This is a genomic window from Streptomyces sp. NPDC001544, assembly GCF_042894285.1.
Lineage (GTDB): Bacteria > Actinomycetota > Actinomycetes > Streptomycetales > Streptomycetaceae > Streptomyces.
In genome coordinates this window covers 33243-48232 of sequence record NZ_JBIAVN010000028.1, presented here as the reverse complement: position 1 = coordinate 48232, position 14990 = coordinate 33243, and the positions used below count along the sequence as shown (strand labels likewise).

Below are 14990 nucleotides of genomic sequence, written 5' to 3'. Positions count from 1 at the left end.
TTCAGGATTCCGCGGTCGTCCGCCGCGGGTCACGATGCCGGTCGGGGCCCGCGTTGTCAGTGCCTGCGGTTACGGTTTCGTCCATGGCTGCCCGTACCAAGACCACCAAGGACCGCCCGTCCTACCGCTGCACCGAGTGCGGCTGGCAGACGGCCAAGTGGCTCGGCCGCTGCCCCGAGTGCCAGGCGTGGGGGACGGTCGAGGAGTACGGGGCGCCCGCGGTCCGTACGACGGCGCCGGGGCGGGTCACCAGCTCTGCGCTGCCCATCGGACAGGTCGACGGGCGGCAGGCCACCGCGCGGTCGACCGGGGTGCCCGAGCTGGACCGGGTGCTCGGCGGCGGGCTGGTGCCGGGCGCGGTGGTGCTGCTGGCGGGCGAGCCCGGTGTGGGCAAGTCCACGCTGCTGCTGGACGTGGCGGCCAAGTCGGCCAGTGACGAGCATCGCACCCTCTATGTGACGGGTGAGGAGTCGGCGAGCCAGGTGCGGCTGCGGGCCGACCGGATCGGCGCCCTCGACGACCATCTGTACCTCGCCGCCGAGACCGATCTCGCGGCGGTGCTCGGGCACTTGGACGCGGTCAAGCCGTCCCTGCTGATCCTCGACTCGGTGCAGACGGTCGCCTCCCCGGAGATCGACGGGGCGCCCGGCGGCATGGCCCAGGTGCGGGAGGTGGCCGGCGCCCTCATCCGCGCCTCCAAGGAACGCGGCATGTCCACGCTGCTGGTGGGCCATGTCACCAAGGACGGGGCCATCGCCGGGCCCCGGCTGCTGGAGCACCTGGTGGACGTGGTGCTCAGCTTCGAGGGCGACCGGCACGCCCGGCTCCGCCTGGTGCGGGGCGTGAAGAACCGGTACGGGGCCACGGACGAGGTCGGCTGCTTCGAACTGCACGACGAGGGCATCACCGGACTCGCCGACCCGAGCGGGCTCTTCCTCACCCGTCGCGCCGAACCGGTGCCCGGCACCTGTCTGACGGTGACCCTGGAGGGCCGCCGCCCGCTGGTCGCGGAGGTGCAGGCCCTGACCGTCGACTCGCAGATCCCCTCCCCGCGGCGGACCACGTCGGGCCTCGAGACCTCACGCGTGTCGATGATGCTCGCGGTGCTGGAGCAGCGCGGCCGGATCAGCGCGCTCGGCAAGCGGGACATCTACTCCGCGACGGTCGGCGGTGTGAAGCTGTCGGAGCCCGCCGCGGACCTCGCCGTCGCCCTCGCCCTGGCGTCGGCCGCCAGTGACACCCCGCTGCCGAAGAACCTCGTCGCCATCGGCGAGGTCGGCCTCGCGGGCGAGGTCAGACGGGTCACGGGCGTGCAGCGCAGGCTCGCCGAGGCGCACCGGCTGGGCTTCACGCACGCGCTCGTACCGGGCGATCCGGGCAAGGTCCCGGCCGGGATGAAGGTGCTGGAAGTCGCCGACATAGGGGACGCGCTGCGGGTCCTTCCCCGCTCCCGTCGCCGAGAGGCCCCACGGGACGCGGAGGACCGCCGGTAGACTTTGCCCTGGTCTCGCCCGTCCGTACGAACCGAGTGCGCGAAACGGGAGCGCCTCAGATCCTGCGACCGGAGGAGTGCAGTGGCAGCCAACGACCGGGCGGCAGCTCCCGGAAAGTCCGGCGGAAGTTCCCGTGCCGACGGCCTGATGCGTGCCGCGCTGAGCGCCGTGGCTCCCGGCACGTCCCTGCGCGACGGCCTCGAGCGAGTGCTGCGCGGCAACACCGGCGGTCTGATCGTGCTCGGTTCCGACAAGTCCGTCGAGACGATGTGCACGGGCGGTTTCGTCCTGGACGTCGAGTTCACGGCCACGCGTCTGCGGGAGCTGTGCAAGCTCGACGGCGGCATCGTGGTCTCCTCCGACCTGTCGAAGATCCTGCGGGCGGGCGTGCAGTTCGTGCCCGACGCGACGATCCCCACGGAGGAGACGGGCACCCGGCACCGCACGGCGGACCGGGTCAGCAAGCAGGTCGGTTTCCCGGTCGTCTCGGTCTCGCAGTCGATGCGGCTGATCGCCCTGTACGTGGACGGTCAGCGCCGCGTCCTGGAGGACTCCGCGGCGATCCTGTCCCGCGCCAACCAGGCCCTGGCCACGCTGGAGCGGTACAAGCTCCGCCTGGACGAGGTCGCGGGCACGCTGTCGGCGCTGGAGATCGAGGACCTGGTGACGGTCCGGGACGTCTCCGCCGTCGCGCAGCGCCTGGAGATGGTGCGTCGCATCGCCACCGAAATCGCCGAGTACGTGGTCGAGCTGGGCACCGACGGGCGGCTGCTCGCCCTTCAGCTCGACGAGTTGATCGCGGGCGTGGAGCCGGAACGCGAACTGGTCGTCCGTGACTACGTCCCGGCACCCACCGCCAAGCGCTCCCGCACGGTCGACGAGGCCCTGTACGAGCTGGACGCCCTCTCCCACGCCGAGCTGCTGGAGATGCCCACGGTCGCCCGCGCCCTCGGCTACACCGGCTCCCCCGAGAACCTCGACAGCGCGGTGTCGCCGCGCGGCTTCCGGCTGCTGGCCAAGGTGCCGCGCCTGCCCGGCGCGATCATCGACCGGCTCGTGGAGCACTTCGGAGGTCTGCAGAAGCTGCTCGCGGCGAGCGTGGACGACCTCCAGACCGTGGACGGCGTGGGCGAGGCCCGGGCCCGCAGCGTGCGCGAGGGCCTGTCGCGCCTGGCGGAGTCGTCGATCCTGGAGCGGTACGTCTGAGGGCGGTCGCTTGCCTGGGAGCCGGCCCGCGTTTTCCAGCCCGTTGTCTGGGTCTGCCCCCTGGCGGCGAGGCGTGATCGGCTAGTCCGCCGACAGCACGAACGACGTCTGCGCCTTGGCGAACCCGGAGGCCTTCGCCTCCACCAGATACGTCCCCGCCTTCGCCGACCCCGCCGGAGGCGTCGCGCACTCGGGTGCGCTCGGCTTGCGGTCCCACTTCACGGTGTAGGTGATGGTGCTGCCCGCGGAGACCCGGAACACCAGGCTCGCCGCACCCTTGGGGCAGTCGGCCGACGACCAGTAGTCGTCGCTGCCGCCCGCCTGCGTGATGGTCAACACGGCCTTCTTCGGGCCGAGATCGATCTTGCAGTCGTTCGCGGACGAGTTCTTGACGGTGAGTTCGAAGGCTGGCGTCTGGTCCGGCGAGTAGGAGTTGTGGACGCTGCGCAGGTGCAACGTGGCGGCGCCCGCTGTGCAATCGGGCAGTGTGGACGACGCCGGAAGCGCGTCCCCGGCGACGACACTGCCACCGCCGGACCCCGACCCGGAGCCGGACCCGGAACCCGAAGAACCGCTGCCGCTCGACCCGTCGCCGGATCCCCCGGAGCCCGAGCCGGCGGATCCGCCCGACCCGCCCGACCCGCTCCCACCGGTGTCCGAGCCCCCCGACCCGTCGCGCCCGCCCGGGTGTTGACTGATGGCGGGCCCCGAGTCGGACGGCCCCGGTGTGATCGAGGGGGCGGGGTTCTTGCCGCCCGGCCCTTCGGCACCGTTCTTCCCGCCGGAGCCGCCCGAGGTGACTATCCAGGTGACCAGCAGCGCCAACACGGCGACCACCGACACAAGTACGACCCTCCGTCGCCAGTAGATGGAGGAGGGAAGCGGCCCGACCGGATTGCGCAGAGATCCCACGGCGCAAACTGTACGAGAGTTCGCGGCTCTTGCCCGCGTCACCCGCCGCCTGGGACACAACTTTTCCCGATCATCATCCCGGTAACTGCACGCGCAGCGGCTCAGGTTCCGTCGGCACCCCGCGAACCGGCTCCCCGCGTGTCACACGTCAACCCGGCACACCCCGCCCGGGGCAAGCCGCAAACCGTACGCAACCAACCCGTGGCAGGATCGGAGGTGCCATGACTGAGAAGCTCCACGCCCCCGTGATCGCCTGGTTCCACGCCCACGCCCGCGACCTCCCCTGGCGGCGCCCCGAAGCGGGCCCCTGGGGCGTGATGGTCAGCGAGTTCATGCTCCAGCAGACTCCGGTCAGCCGTGTGCTGCCGGTGTACGAGGAGTGGCTGTCCCGCTGGCCGCGCCCGGCGGACCTCGCCAAGGAGGCCCCCGGCGAGGCGGTCCGCGCCTGGGGCCGGCTCGGCTACCCGCGCCGCGCCCTGCGGCTGCACGGCGCCGCGGTCGCCATAGCGGAGCGGCACGGCGGGGACGTACCGACGGACCACGCCCAGTTGCTCGCGCTGCCCGGCATCGGCGAGTACACGGCGGCGGCGGTGGCCTCGTTCGCGTACGGACAGCGGCACGCGGTGCTGGACACCAACGTCCGCCGGGTGTTCGCCCGGGCGGTCACGGGCGTGCAGTACCCGCCGAACGCCACCACGGCCGCCGAACGCAAGCTCGCCCGCTCCCTGCTGCCCGAGGACGAAGGGACCGCCGCCCGCTGGGCCGCCGCCTCCATGGAGCTGGGCGCGCTGGTGTGCACGGCGAAGAACGAGGGCTGTCCGCGCTGCCCGATCGCCGCACAGTGCGCCTGGCGGCTGGCGGGCAAGCCGGAGCACGCGGGACCGCCGCGCCGGGGGCAGACGTACGCCGGTACCGACCGCCAGGTGCGGGGCAAACTGCTGGCCGTGCTGCGCGAGACGCACGCCCCCGTGCCGCAGGCGGTGCTGGACCGGGTGTGGCACGAGCCGGTGCAGCGGGCCCGCGCCCTGGACGGGCTCGTCTCCGACGGTCTGGTGGAGCCGCTGCCGGGTGGTCTGTACCGGCTGCCGACGAGCTGACACACAGGAACATCACAGAGCCGGGGGCTTCGTGACGACCGCTCCCGGCCGTCAAATCGCCCTATACCAGGGCCATTCAGCCCGCCTCTTTACCCCGAACTCATTTCCGTTACACAACCGACGGACAGCCGAGTGCTACCCGCAGGCTGCCGAGCACAGCCTCGTGACAACAGCTCCGTAGCTTCATTGCTGTGCCCGGCACGACCGACCGGGGACGACTGGCACGAGCCGAGAAAACGGGGAACGGGAGGCGGTTGATCATGGCGCAGGGCGAGGTGCTCGAGTTCGAGGAGTACGTCCGCACCCGGCAGGACGCGCTGCTGCGCAGCGCCCGCCGGCTGGTGCCGGACCCGGTCGACGCCCAGGACCTGCTGCAGACCGCGCTGGTACGGACGTACGGCCGCTGGGAGGGCATCGCGGACAAGCGGCTCGCGGACGCCTATCTGCGCCGGGTGATGATCAACACGCGGACCGAGTGGTGGCGGGCGCGGAAGCTGGAGGAGGTCCCCACCGAGCAGCTGCCGGACGCGTGCGTGGAGGACGCCACCGAGCAGCACGCCGACCGGGCCCTGCTGATGGACATCATGAAGGTGCTCGCTCCGAAGCAGCGCAGCGTCGTCGTGCTGCGACACTGGGAGCAGATGTCCACGGAGGAGACCGCCGCGGCCCTTGGCATGTCGGCCGGAACGGTCAAGAGCACGCTGCACCGGGCGCTCGCCCGGCTCCGCGAGGAGCTGGAGGCCCGCGATCTGGACGCACGCGCGCTGGAGCGTGAGGAGCGGGAGCGTTGCGCGGCCTGACCGGGGCCGGGTCCAGTCGGGCCCGACTGAGCTTGCAGGCGGTGATCACGGCGGCGGCCGTGATCACCGCCCTCGGCCTTTTCGCCGCCGGCTGCGCCACCGGTGGTACCGGCGCCCGGGACGAGGGCCCGGCGCACTCCGACTCGGTGACGGGTCTCGGCGCCTCCCCCGTGCCCAGCCCCTCGGACACCTACCGCCGGGTGGACGCGGTCGCGCTCGTCAAGGACGATCCGAAGGTCTCGGCCACCGTCAAACGGGATCTCAAGCCGTGCTCCGGCGACCACTACCCGGTCGACGTGACCTATGGCAACGTGACCGGAGGCAGCGTCGACGACGTCATCGTCAACGTGCTGACCTGCGGGGACGCCGTGGGCGTGGGGGCGTATGTGTACCGGGCGCACGACGGCCGGTACGAGAACGTGTTCAAGACCGAGGAGTCCCCGGTGTACGCGGAGGTCGACCGCGGCGACCTGACGGTGACCAAGCAGGTGTACGAGAAGGGCGACCCGGTGTCGAACCCGTCCGGCGAGACCGTGATCACCTACGGCTGGACCGCGGGACGCTTCGTGCAGGAGGACTTCCACCACACCGACTACGGCAACGCGGTCGGGGGCGACGCGACGCCGGTGCCGGGCAACTGAGTGAACCGGTCCGCCGCGCCATGCGTCACCTGTTCGGGAGAACGACATTCACACGAGGACTGAGAGCACCGGGATGGCAGACCAGACCCACGTTCTGTTCGTCGAGGACGACGACGTCATCCGCGAGGCCACACAGCTCGCCCTGGAGCGGGACGGCTTCGCGGTGACCGCCATGCCGGACGGGTTGTCCGGCCTGGAGTCGTTCCGGGCGGACCGGCCCGACATCGCGCTCCTGGACGTGATGGTCCCGGGCCTGGACGGGGTGAGCCTGTGCCGGCGCATCCGGGACGAGTCGACCGTTCCGGTGATCATGCTGTCGGCGCGCGCCGACAGCATCGACGTGGTGCTGGGGCTGGAGGCGGGCGCCGACGACTACGTGACCAAGCCGTTCGACGGTGCCGTCCTCGTCGCCCGGATCCGCGCGGTGCTGCGCCGCTTCGGACACGCGACCGGCGGGGACCGGGGGGACGGCGCCGGCTCCTCGGTGGACGGCGGGGTGCTGACCTTCGGTGAGCTGGAGGTGGACACCGAGGGCATGGAGGTGCGCCGGGCCGGGCAGCCGGTGGCGCTCACGCCGACCGAGATGCGGCTGCTGCTCGAGTTCTCCTCCGCGCCGGGGACCGTGCTCTCGCGGGACAAGCTGCTGGAACGGGTCTGGGACTACGGCTGGGGCGGGGACACCCGGGTCGTCGACGTCCATGTGCAGCGGCTGCGGACGAAGATCGGCCAGGACCGGATCGAGACGGTCCGCGGTTTCGGCTACAAGTTGAAGGCCTGAGCGGGGCAACATGCGGGGGTACATCGAGCGCCGGGTCAAGGGGCGCGTGGGACGTGCGGATCTGCGCACGGGGCTCAGATGGAAGCTCAGCGCGGCGATCGCGCTGGTCGGCGCGCTGGTGGCGATCGCGCTCAGCCTGGTCGTGCACAACGCGGCCCGGGTCTCGATGCTGGACAACGCGCGCGACCTGGCGCTGGACCGGCTGCAGATCCCCGAGCGGAACTACGTCCTGAACCGGCACACGAACTTCCCCGGCGCCCTGATCGACGACCCGAAGCTGCCGTCGGCGCTGCGGGAGAAGGTCGAGGAGGGCCGCCGGGCCACGTATGTGACGGAGCGCGGCGGCAGCGCGCCGGACATCTGGGCGGCCGTGCCGATGAAGGACGGGCATGTGCTGTCGCTGCACACCCACTTCACCGACCGCAGCACCGACGTGATGAAGGACCTCGACCAGGCCCTGGTCATCGGGTCCATCGCGGTGGTGCTCGGCGGCAGCGCGCTCGGCGTGCTCATCGGCGGGCAGCTCTCGGGGCGGCTGCGCAAGGCGGCCGCGGCGGCGAACCAGGTCGCCCAGGGCGAGCCGGACGTGCGGGTGCGGGACGCCATCGGCGGGGTCGTACGGGACGAGACCGACGACCTCGCGCGGGCGGTGGACGCCATGGCGGACGCGCTGCAGCAGCGGCTGGAGGCCGAGCGCCGGGTCACCGCGGACATCGCGCACGAGCTGCGCACCCCGGTGACCGGGCTGCTGACGGCGGCGGAACTGCTGCCCCCGGGCCGGCCCACCGAGCTGGTCCTGGACCGGGCCAAGGCCATGCGCACGCTCGTCGAGGACGTGCTGGAGGTCGCCCGGCTCGACAGCGCCTCGGAGCGGGCCGAGCTGCAGGACATCGTGCTGGGCCAGTTCGTGACCCGGCGAGTGGCGGCCAAGGACCCGAACGTCGCCGTGCGCGTGGTGCACGAGTCGGAGGTCACCACCGACCCCCGGCGCCTGGAGCGGGTGCTGATCAACCTGCTCGCCAACGCCGCCCGGCACGGCAGGCCGCCCATCGAGGTGACCGTGGAGGGCCGGGTCATCCGGGTCCGCGACCACGGGCCCGGCTTCCCCGAGGAGCTGCTCGCCGAGGGGCCGAGCCGGTTCCGCACCGGCAGCAAGGACCGCGCCGGGAAGGGCCACGGGCTCGGCCTGACCATCGCGGCCGGGCAGGCCCGGGTACTGGGCGCCCGGCTGACCTTCCGCAACATCCGCCCCGCGGGCGCCCCGGACCACGTCCCGGCGGAGGGAGCGGTGGCCGTCCTGTGGCTCCCGGAACACGCGCCGACGGCCACCGGAAGCTACCCGATGCTGCCGTAGGCCTCCGGCCGCGCCGCGGGCCCTCACCGCACGGGGCCGGTGGTCCGGACCCCGCTACGACTGCTCGCCGGGCGGGCGATGACCAGGCAGCCGCACCCGAGCCGCCTCGCCCGCAGGTCCGCCGCCGCACCGGCGAGTCGCGGCCCCCACGAGACGCGGCACGGTGCGCGGCACAGCCGGCCGGCAGCCGGGGGACATGGCCCCGACAGGAAGTCGGTGGTCTGCCGCCCCGGCAACGCCGTACGCCGACCGGGGCTTGACCGCACACCGGACGGGGCACGACCGCGCACCGGCCGGGCATGAACTGGTCGCGCTCACGGCCCCGCCCCAGGGGACTGAACCGGGCCCGCCGCCGCGGGCGTTCACCGCAGCAGGGAGTCCGTGATCCGCTCGGCGGTAACCGCGTCCAGGGCGGCGTGGCCGAGGAGGAAGCGGTACCAGAAGAAGCCGTAGAACTGGTCGACCAGGAGGTCGACGTCCCGGTCGGCGGGCAGCTCGCCGCGTTCGTGGCCGCGCCGGAGGATCTCGCGGAGCACGGCCCGGCGGGCCTCGGTGAAGTCCCGCATCAACTGGGCCAGGTGCGCGTCGCGGGCGGCCTCGGTGACGAGGGTGCGCAGGGCCGGCGCCGAGGGGGCGCGCTGGGACGCCTCGAAGGTCGCCGTCGCGAAGGCCCGCAGGTCCCCGCGCAGGCTGCCGGTGTCCGGTGTGGGCAGTTCCTGGGCGGCGTAGTCGGTGAGCGCGTCCAGCAGGACGGCGCCCTTGGAGGGCCACCAGCGGTAGAGCGTCTGCTTTCCGACCCCGGCCGCCCGGGCGATGGTCTCCACCGTCACCGGGGCGCCGTCGGCGTCGGAGAGCAGGTCCAGGGCGGCGTCGAGGATCGCCCGGCGGACGGCTTCGTTGCGGCGGCGCCCGGTGTGCGGGCGGGGTTCTCTGGTGTCCACGGGACTCATCCTCTCCGACGGTTCCTCCGGCCCCCGAAATCGCTTGACGAGACTAACGGTCTCGGCAACACTTTGGCGAGACCGGCGTTCTCGACAAGGGGTCGAGGTCCGGTGAATCACAGGAGAGAAGCCACTCATGAGCACTCCGAACCACGTCAACTCCCCCGCCCTGGCCGGTCAGCGCGTCGTCGTCATGGGCGGCAGCTCGGGCATCGGCGAGGCGGCGGCCACGGCCTTCGCGGCGGACGGCGCGGAGGTGGTCATCACCGGTCGCGACCGGGAACGGCTCGACGCGGCGGCGTCCCGCATCGGCGGCAAGACGTCGGCGTACCGCCTGGACGCGGCCGACCGGGCCGCCGTGGACGCCTTCTTCGACCGGTCCGGCCCCGTCGACCACCTGGTCCTCGCCCTCAGCGGCGCCAAGGGCGGCGGCCCCTTCGCCGAACTGGACCTGGCAGACCTCGCGGCGGGCTTCGACGGCAAGTTCTGGCCGCACCTGCGGGTGGTGCAGGCAGCCCTGCCCCGGCTGCGCACCGACGGCTCGGTGACCCTGGTGACCGCCGCCTCCGCGCGTGCCGCGATACCCGGCACCGCCGGCCTCGCCGCGATCAACGGCGCCCTGGAGGCGATGGTCCCGCCGCTCGCCGTGGAACTGGCCCCGCTCCGGGTCAACGCGGTCTCGCCGGGCGTCGTGGACACGCCCTGGTGGGACGCCACACCGGCCGAACAGCGCAAGGCCGTCTTCGAGGGGCTCGCGGCCACGTCCCCCGTGGGCCGGGTCGGCCGCCCCGAGGACATCGCCCGGGCCATCCACATGCTGGCCGTGAACACCTTCGTGACCGGCGTGGTCCTGGACGTCACCGGCGGGGCGAACCTGGCGACGGGACGCTGACGCCGCGCCCGTGACACCACACAGGGCGAAGGCCCCCGGGGCGGACACCGTCCGGGGGCCTTCGGTTCACTGCGGGCTCAGTGGGCCTCGAGGCCGGCTTCCGGCTTCTGCGGGCCGCCCCGGAGCGGGACCTCCTTGACGAAGAAGGCCGACACCAGCACGACCACCGCGACGATCGCGCCCAGCAGGAACGCCGAGTGCGTACCGGAGGACACCGCGTGCTGGTACGCCTCCCGCGCCACGGCCGGCAGCTTCGCCAGGCTGGCCGCGTCGAGCTGGGCGGACTGCTCGGTCACCTTGGAGCCCAGCGCGCCGGCCCGCTCGGACATGACGTCCTGGACCCGGTTGTTGAACAGCGCGCCCATGATGGCGACACCGAAGGAGGAACCGAGCGTACGGAACAGGGTGGTGGACGAGGACGCCACGCCCATGTCCTTCATCTCCACGCTGTTCTGCGCGACCAGCATGGTGATCTGCATCAGGCAGCCCATGCCGAGGCCGAGGACGGCCATGAACACCCCGGAGGTCAGCCGGGAGGTGCCCGTGTCCATCGTCGACAGCAGGTAGAGGCCGACGATCATCAGCACACCGCCGGCGATCGGGAAGACCTTGTAACGCCCGGTGTTGGTGGTGACCCGGCCGGCGACCATCGAGGTCACCAGCATCGCGCCGAGCATCGGCAGGAGCAGCAGCCCGGAGTTGGTCGCGGACGCGCCCTGCACGGACTGCTGGTACAGCGGCAGGAAGAGCGTGGCGCCGAACATCACGAAGCCGGTGATGAAGCCGATGACCGACATCAGGGTGAAGTTGCGGCTGCGGAAGATGTGCAGCGGGACGACCGGCTCGGCGGCCCGGGTCTGCCAGAACGCGAACCCGACCAGCGCGGCGACACCGATGCCGATCAGCTCCATGATCCTGGCGGACATCCACGCGTACTCCGTGCCGCCCCAGGTGGTGACCAGCACGATCGAGGTGATGCCGATGGTCAGCAGCGCGACGCCCAGGTAGTCGATGCGCGCCTTCGCCCGCTTCTTCGGCAGGTGCAGCACGGCGCTGACCAGCGCCAGCGCGACCACGCCGAGCGGCAGGTTGATGTAGAAGGACCAGCGCCAGCCCCAGTTGTCGGTGATGGTGCCGCCGACCAGCGGACCGCCGATCATCGCGAGTGCCATGACGCCGGCCATCATGCCCGTGTACTTGCCGCGCTCCCGGGGCGGGATCAGGTCGCCGATGATCGCCATGACACCGACCATCAGACCGCCGGCCCCGAGCCCCTGAACGGCCCGGAACCCGATCAGCTCACCCATGTTCTGCGCCATACCGCTGAGCGCGGACCCGATCAGGAAGATCACGATCGAGGCCAGGAAGGTGGCCTTGCGGCCGAACATGTCGCCGAGCTTGCCCCAGATCGGGGTAGCCGCAGCGGTCGCCAGCGTGTAACCGGTCACCACCCAGGACAGGTGCTCCAGGCCGCCCAGTTCGCCCACGATCGTCGGCATGGCCGTGCCGACGATCATGTTGTCGAGCATCGCGAGCATCATCGCGATCATCAGGGCGAGCAGCACGACCCGCACGCTTCTGGGCTTCTTGCCTTCTGTCTCGTTGCTCTGCGCTTCGACGCTCTCCGCGACCGGCGCGCTCTGCGTGTCCGCCATCGTCCCCACTCCCCGCGGGCCACTTACTTGCCGCCCGGCTAGTTTCCACTACACTGCAAGGTAGCGATTTCACTAGCCGGGCGTCAAGTAAGTTTCCGAGGGAGCGCGAGGAGTACGAGGATGGGCGTCACCATGGACGGCACCAAGCAACCGCGCCGCGGCAACACCCGCCAGCGCATCCAGGACGTGGCCCTAGAACTCTTCGCCGAGCAGGGCTACGAGAAGACATCCCTGCGCGAGATCGCCGAGCACCTGGACGTCACCAAGGCGGCGCTCTACTACCACTTCAAGACCAAGGAAGAGATCATCGTCAGTCTCTTCGAGGATCTGACACAGCCGATCCAGGAACTGATCGAGTGGGGCGCCGGGCAGCCGCACACACTGGAGACCAAGCAGGAGATCGTACGGCGCTACAGCCAGGCCCTGGCCGGTGCCGAACCGCTCTTCCGCTTCATGCAGGAGAACCAGGCGGCGGTGCGTGAACTGCGCATCGGCGACACCTTCAAGGACCGCATGCGCAGCCTGCGCGACATCATCATCGACCCCGACGCGCCCCTCGTCGACCAGGTCCGCTGCGTCAGCGCCCTGTTCACGCTGCACGCGGGCATGTTCATCATGCAGGACGTCGAAGGCGACCCCGACAAGAGGCGCGAGGCGGTTCTGGAGGTCGCCGTGGACCTGGTCACGCAGGCGCACAAGGGGGCCCGGGACACGGGGGCGTAGCCCGTTCCGTTCCCGGCCCGGGGCCAGTTCTCGGCGGGCGGGACGGGGCCGGGCGGGGTGAAGATGGAGGGGAACCGATTCGCCCACCTCGTCAACCGGAAGGGTGAGCTGGTATGACATCTCCCTCCGAATCCTCCTCAGGGACCGGCGCGGCACCCCCGCACCGTACCGAGGCCCAGGACAACCCCCTCGGCGGGAGCATGGCGGCCCTGGCGAACATGAGCTGGCAGCTCGTGCTCACCGCGGGGCTGGCCGCCATCGCCCTCGGCATCGTGATCCTTGCCTGGCCGGCGGAGACGCTCAAGGTCGTCGGCGTGCTGTTCGGCATCTACCTGCTGCTCATCGGCGTCTTCCAGCTGGCCGCGGCCTTCGGCACGCACGTGCCCGGACATCTTCGGGCGCTGCACTTCCTCACGGGTGCGCTCCTCGTCCTGATCGGGCTGGTCTGCTTCCGCGGCACCCTGCAGTCGGTCCTGCTGCTGGCCCTGTGGATCGGCTTCAGCTGGCTCCTGCGGGGCACCATGGTGACGGCCACGGCGGCCTCCGCCCCCGACATGCCGGGTCGGGGCTGGATGCTGTTCAGCGGGATCATCGAGATGCTGGCGGGCATCGTGCTGATCGTCTCGCCGTTCACCTCGATCGGCGCGCTGACCCTCGTGGCGGGCATCATGGCCATCGTCCTCGGCGTGACCGAGGTGTTCCACGCCATCAGGATGCGCGTCGACGTCGGCCGCCTCACCCCGGGCGAGGCCGCCGAGCGGCGGCCTCTGTTCCGCCATCAACCGCACCCGCAGCACTGATCACGGGACGCTCCGGATGGCCGGCGTTCCGACGCGTGTCCGGGCCGTGATCGTGGCGAACCCCCGCTCGGGCGGCGGCAAGACCGCTCGGTACGGCTTGCCGCAGCGGGCCGAGGACATGGGGGCCCGGGTCTGGACGACCAGCGCGGAACTGGACGCGGCGTCGCTCGCGAGCAACGCCGTCCAGGAGGGGGCACAGGTGCTCGGGGTCGCCGGCGGTGACGGCACCGTGTCGGCGGTCGCCGCCGTGGCCGCCGACACGGGCGTACCGCTGGTCGTGGTCCCGGCGGGCACCCGCAACCACTTCGCCCGGGACCTGGGCCTCGACCTCCGCGACCCGGGACTGGCGCTGGACGCCCTGGTCGACGGTGAGCCCGCACAGGTGGACCTGGGATTGCTCGGGCCGCGCGTCTTCATCAACAACGTCTCGTTCGGCATGTACGCCGACGCCCTGCTGGAGCCCGGTTACCGGGAGGACAAGCCGCGTGCCTTCGCCGCGGTCGCGCCCGGCTACGTCAAGGGCGAGCAGGGGGTCGAGGCCCGTGTGGACACCCCCTGGGGGACCGTCGAGTTCCCGCAGGTGCTGCTGATCTCCAACAACCCCTACCACCTGGCCACTCCCCGCTGGCTCGGGCGGCGTTTCTCGCTCAGCACGGGGGAACTGGGTGCCATCCTCCTCAAGCGCCCGGCGGGGGCGCCCCCGGATCTCCTGCGGCACCTGCGCGGCGAACTGCGCCGGCACCAGCAGGGCGCCGGCCCGGCGGGGCAGGGGGTCGTCGTCTGGTCGGCTCCCGGCATCACGCTGCACGGTGACGTGCCGCACCTGGACGCGGGCGTCGACGGCGAGGCGGTGCGGCTCGCGCTCCCCGTCCTGTGCGGGATCCGGCCGGGCGCTCTGCGTGTGCTGCTGCCGAAGGACCGGCCGGGGATTCCGCAGGAGCCCGCGGCTCAGACCTTCACGCCCTTGGCCCGCAGGAAGGCGACCGGGTCGATCGCGGAGCCGTAGTTCGGGGTCGTACGGATCTCGAAGTGCAGGTGCGGGCCGGTGGTGTTGCCGGTGTTGCCGGACTCGGCTATGTGCTGGCCGGTGGTGACGACCTGGCCGACCCTGACGTCGACCCGCGACAGATGGGCGTACTGCGAGTACTGCCCGTCGGCGTGCTTGATGACGATGGCGTTGCCGTAGGCGGGCCCGTCACCGGCGCCCCAGCCGCCGGCCTTGACCACGGTGCCGCCGTGCGCGGCGACGACCTCGGTACCGATCGGCACGGCGAAGTCCTGCCCGCTGTGCCGGTGCATCCAGTGGGAGCCGGCCTGGTCGAAGCCCGCGGTCAGCGTGTAGTTCTTCACGGGGTCGACCCAGGCGGCGGCCTGGGCGGCGGGCTTCGCGGCGGCGGCCGTCGCCGTGTGGGAGGCGGCGTGCGGGGTGGCGGCACTCGCGACTCCGACCCCCAGCACGGCCGACGCGCCCACACCGACGGCCAGGGCGGCGGCACGGGTGCGCAGCGGGGAGGTACGGGGGAAGCGGAACGGGACGCGCAGGGACATCGAGACCTCGGGGAGTCGGGTACAGGAATCCACCCGACGCGACTGGCGTCCGCCGGGTGGGGCATCCCTTGCTAACCCGGGGACTCATTCATCCCAAAACGGACTTATTACTGCCGCCGGTAGTACTGAGCTGCCGAACTTTCCCGCCTC

Annotated in this window: 15 protein-coding genes; 11 read left to right on the top strand and 4 right to left on the bottom strand. The window is 71.8% G+C overall.

The window, feature by feature from the left end:
• The first annotated feature begins 83 nt into the window (after window positions 1-83).
• Window positions 84-1493 (top strand): DNA repair protein RadA, encoded by a 1410-nt coding sequence (gene radA, locus ACFY0F_RS37935; RefSeq protein WP_388805332.1) that lies wholly within the window; start codon window positions 84-86, stop codon window positions 1491-1493.
• An 81-nt stretch (window positions 1494-1574) separates the two neighbouring features.
• On the top strand, window positions 1575-2699 hold the full coding sequence (gene disA, locus ACFY0F_RS37930; RefSeq protein ID WP_388805328.1) for a DNA integrity scanning diadenylate cyclase DisA: 1125 nt from the start codon (window positions 1575-1577) through the stop codon (window positions 2697-2699).
• A gap of 81 nt (window positions 2700-2780) precedes the next feature.
• Here disA and ACFY0F_RS37925 read toward each other — a convergent pair whose 3' ends face one another.
• Window positions 2781-3611, bottom strand: coding sequence for a hypothetical protein (locus ACFY0F_RS37925; RefSeq protein WP_388805325.1), 831 nt, complete (start codon window positions 3609-3611; stop codon window positions 2781-2783).
• 221 nt (window positions 3612-3832) lie between these two features.
• On the opposite strand from ACFY0F_RS37925, the gene ACFY0F_RS37920 reads away from it, so the two are divergent.
• From ACFY0F_RS37920 to cseC, 5 genes are all read left to right on the top strand, one after another.
• Window positions 3833-4708 (top strand): A/G-specific adenine glycosylase, encoded by an 876-nt coding sequence (locus ACFY0F_RS37920; RefSeq protein WP_388805322.1) that lies wholly within the window; start codon window positions 3833-3835, stop codon window positions 4706-4708.
• Between the two features lie 260 nt (window positions 4709-4968).
• The gene (locus tag ACFY0F_RS37915; RefSeq protein WP_361620673.1) at window positions 4969-5508 is read left to right on the top strand and encodes a SigE family RNA polymerase sigma factor; all 540 of its coding nucleotides are present in this window, start codon (window positions 4969-4971) and stop codon (window positions 5506-5508) included.
• Window positions 5496-6149 carry a hypothetical protein gene (locus ACFY0F_RS37910; RefSeq protein ID WP_388805319.1) on the top strand — a complete coding sequence of 218 codons (654 nt, stop codon included), beginning with the start codon at window positions 5496-5498 and terminating at the stop codon, window positions 6147-6149. Before ACFY0F_RS37915 ends, ACFY0F_RS37910 begins: the two co-directional genes overlap by 13 nt.
• A 73-nt stretch (window positions 6150-6222) precedes the next feature.
• Entirely contained in the window at window positions 6223-6927 is a 705-nt protein-coding gene (gene cseB / locus ACFY0F_RS37905; protein ID WP_388805316.1) for a two-component system response regulator CseB, read from the top strand.
• A 10-nt stretch (window positions 6928-6937) separates the two neighbouring features.
• Window positions 6938-8281 carry a two-component system sensor histidine kinase CseC gene (gene cseC, locus ACFY0F_RS37900; RefSeq protein WP_388805312.1) on the top strand — a complete coding sequence of 448 codons (1344 nt, stop codon included), beginning with the start codon at window positions 6938-6940 and terminating at the stop codon, window positions 8279-8281.
• Between the two features lie 362 nt (window positions 8282-8643).
• Here the strand turns inward: cseC and ACFY0F_RS37895 are convergent, their stop codons facing one another.
• On the bottom strand, window positions 8644-9231 hold the full coding sequence (locus ACFY0F_RS37895; protein ID WP_388805310.1) for a TetR/AcrR family transcriptional regulator: 588 nt from the start codon (window positions 9229-9231) through the stop codon (window positions 8644-8646).
• 127 nt (window positions 9232-9358) lie between these two features.
• Here ACFY0F_RS37895 and ACFY0F_RS37890 point away from each other — a divergent pair, with 127 nt between their 5' ends.
• Window positions 9359-10114 (top strand): SDR family oxidoreductase, encoded by a 756-nt coding sequence (locus tag ACFY0F_RS37890; protein WP_388805307.1) that lies wholly within the window; start codon window positions 9359-9361, stop codon window positions 10112-10114.
• 77 nt (window positions 10115-10191) lie between these two features.
• Here the strand turns inward: ACFY0F_RS37890 and ACFY0F_RS37885 are convergent, their stop codons facing one another.
• Window positions 10192-11769: an MDR family MFS transporter gene (locus ACFY0F_RS37885; protein ID WP_388805304.1), complete on the bottom strand. Its 1578-nt coding sequence runs from the start codon at window positions 11767-11769 to the stop codon at window positions 10192-10194.
• Window positions 11770-11889: 120 nt separating this feature from the next.
• Between ACFY0F_RS37885 and ACFY0F_RS37880 the strand changes: the two genes are divergently transcribed.
• The 3 genes from ACFY0F_RS37880 (at window position 11890) to ACFY0F_RS37870 (ending at window position 14298) form a co-directional block, all read left to right on the top strand.
• The gene (locus ACFY0F_RS37880) at window positions 11890-12492 is read left to right on the top strand and encodes a TetR/AcrR family transcriptional regulator (protein WP_388805301.1); all 603 of its coding nucleotides are present in this window, start codon (window positions 11890-11892) and stop codon (window positions 12490-12492) included.
• A gap of 113 nt (window positions 12493-12605) precedes the next feature.
• The gene (locus ACFY0F_RS37875; protein WP_388805298.1) at window positions 12606-13292 is read left to right on the top strand and encodes an HdeD family acid-resistance protein; all 687 of its coding nucleotides are present in this window, start codon (window positions 12606-12608) and stop codon (window positions 13290-13292) included.
• Between the two features lie 16 nt (window positions 13293-13308).
• Window positions 13309-14298 carry a diacylglycerol/lipid kinase family protein gene (locus tag ACFY0F_RS37870; protein ID WP_388805295.1) on the top strand — a complete coding sequence of 330 codons (990 nt, stop codon included), beginning with the start codon at window positions 13309-13311 and terminating at the stop codon, window positions 14296-14298.
• On the opposite strand, the gene ACFY0F_RS37865 is transcribed toward ACFY0F_RS37870, so the two are convergent.
• Window positions 14241-14840 (bottom strand): M23 family metallopeptidase, encoded by a 600-nt coding sequence (locus tag ACFY0F_RS37865; protein WP_388805292.1) that lies wholly within the window; start codon window positions 14838-14840, stop codon window positions 14241-14243. The two genes, ACFY0F_RS37870 and ACFY0F_RS37865, sit on opposite strands and share 58 nt — an antisense overlap.
• Between the last annotated feature and the right edge of the window lie 150 nt (window positions 14841-14990).

Bases quoted from the DNA above. Each gene is read 5' to 3' on its own strand.
- cseB (WP_388805316.1), top strand. From the start codon at position 6,223: ATGGCAGACCAGACCCACGTTCTGTTCGTCGAGGACGACGACGTCATC.
- cseC (WP_388805312.1), top strand. From the start codon at position 6,938: ATGCGGGGGTACATCGAGCGCCGGGTCAAGGGGCGCGTGGGACGTGCG.
- ACFY0F_RS37915 (WP_361620673.1), top strand. From the start codon at position 4,969: ATGGCGCAGGGCGAGGTGCTCGAGTTCGAGGAGTACGTCCGCACCCGG.
- ACFY0F_RS37895 (WP_388805310.1), bottom strand. From the start codon at position 9,231: ATGAGTCCCGTGGACACCAGAGAACCCCGCCCGCACACCGGGCGCCGC.
- ACFY0F_RS37870 (WP_388805295.1), top strand. From the start codon at position 13,309: ATGGCCGGCGTTCCGACGCGTGTCCGGGCCGTGATCGTGGCGAACCCC.
- radA (WP_388805332.1), top strand. From the start codon at position 84: ATGGCTGCCCGTACCAAGACCACCAAGGACCGCCCGTCCTACCGCTGC.
- ACFY0F_RS37875 (WP_388805298.1), top strand. From the start codon at position 12,606: ATGACATCTCCCTCCGAATCCTCCTCAGGGACCGGCGCGGCACCCCCG.
- ACFY0F_RS37890 (WP_388805307.1), top strand. From the start codon at position 9,359: ATGAGCACTCCGAACCACGTCAACTCCCCCGCCCTGGCCGGTCAGCGC.
- ACFY0F_RS37865 (WP_388805292.1), bottom strand. From the start codon at position 14,840: ATGTCCCTGCGCGTCCCGTTCCGCTTCCCCCGTACCTCCCCGCTGCGC.
- ACFY0F_RS37885 (WP_388805304.1), bottom strand. From the start codon at position 11,769: ATGGCGGACACGCAGAGCGCGCCGGTCGCGGAGAGCGTCGAAGCGCAG.
- ACFY0F_RS37880 (WP_388805301.1), top strand. From the start codon at position 11,890: ATGGGCGTCACCATGGACGGCACCAAGCAACCGCGCCGCGGCAACACC.
- ACFY0F_RS37920 (WP_388805322.1), top strand. From the start codon at position 3,833: ATGACTGAGAAGCTCCACGCCCCCGTGATCGCCTGGTTCCACGCCCAC.